This is a genomic window from Paenibacillus sp. 598K, from assembly GCF_003851045.1.
Lineage (GTDB): Bacteria > Bacillota > Bacilli > Paenibacillales > Paenibacillaceae > Paenibacillus_D.
In genome coordinates this window covers 1,203-2,451 of sequence record NZ_BFBX01000022.1, presented here as the reverse complement: position 1 = coordinate 2,451, position 1,249 = coordinate 1,203, and the positions used below count along the sequence as shown (strand labels likewise).

2 protein-coding genes are annotated in these 1,249 nt (G+C 53.4%); one reads left to right on the top strand and one right to left on the bottom strand.

Annotation, left to right across the window (positions count from 1 at the left end):
• A partial coding sequence (locus tag PA598K_RS08850; protein ID WP_148091922.1) for a LacI family DNA-binding transcriptional regulator occupies window positions 1-533 on the bottom strand: 533 nt, incomplete at its 3' end.
• A 195-nt stretch (window positions 534-728) separates the two neighbouring features.
• Here PA598K_RS08850 and PA598K_RS08845 point away from each other — a divergent pair.
• Window positions 729-1,249, top strand: a 521-nt coding sequence (locus PA598K_RS08845) for an ABC transporter substrate-binding protein (protein WP_128656655.1), incomplete at its 3' end; no start/stop codon positions are given.

Here is a 1,249-nt window from a genome sequence, read left to right as displayed (position 1 = left end):
TCGAGCAGATGCTTGACGGCCTGATAAGCGCCGAATCGATTGTTGGTCAGCACGGCATCGGCCAGCAGCAGCGGGTGATGGTGGTCGATCAGTACAGTTGGGACGCGTTGCTCGAGGATGCGGGCGATATATTCGGTGCTGATATGGGATAGAATAAGTAAACCGTCAATTTCCTTCTCTTCCAGAAATGCAGGCAACTCGCCATGATCGCGCATCGACGGCGAGATCGACTGAATGGTGAGATTGAGGTTGAGCTGGCGACTTTCTCGCTCGATCGCGACATAGATTTTGCCGAAGAAGTTCTCCATCGAAAAAGCGTATTCGGATGCGATCAGGCCGATGCGCCTGGCAGGCGCGGTTTTCCGTTCGGCCGCCTTTCCTTTATAGCTATAGCCCATCTCCCGGGCGGTTTTGATAATGAGCTGACGGGTTTCCTCGCTTACCCCATCCTTGCCCGTCAAGGCTTGCGAGACGGAGTTTTTGGACAGCTGCAGCCGATCCGCGATGTCCTGCATGACGATTTTCTTGGGCATCCTTACACAAACCCTTTCCTCATTGGAGATTTGTAACGTTACAAACCATCATACAGGTTAATTTTTCGGTTGTAAAGTGAATCGAATCGTTGACAGCGTTACCACAAGTCGTTATAATGCAATTGTAATGATTAAGTAACGTTACTTTAGTTTTATTTATCGAATTACAAATATATAAAAATGGAGGTCTTTCACTTGAAAAAACATTACTCCACCACGGCGGCGCTGCTGCTCTCCTCCGCGCTTATCTTGGGGGCCTGCTCCAGCAATTCGGGCAATCCAGGTACGGATACAGGCGGCGAGAGCGGCAAGCCTGCGAGGGATAAAGTCGAGGTGCGGCTCTCCACCTGGGCCGGCAACGAAGAGGCGGGCGAGCTGCAAAAGCTCATCGACGAGCTGAATGCAAAGTCCGAGTCGTACACGATCGTCCAGGACTCGAATCCGGCTGAGTACGACACGCGTCTGATCACGCAGCTGTCCGGCAGCTCGGGCCCTGATCTGTTCTGGATCAGCGCCCAGCGCGCTGCGCAATTCTCCGCCCAAGGAGCCATGCTCGACATTACAGATCGGCTCGCAGCTTCGGACCATCCGGCTGCCGATCTGGACGATTATTACGAGGCGTCGCTGCAGCCGTTCACCCACGACAGCAAGCAATTCGGTCTGCCATGGCTGCAGCAGCCGGTCATGATGTATGTGAACAAGACGCTGTTCGACGA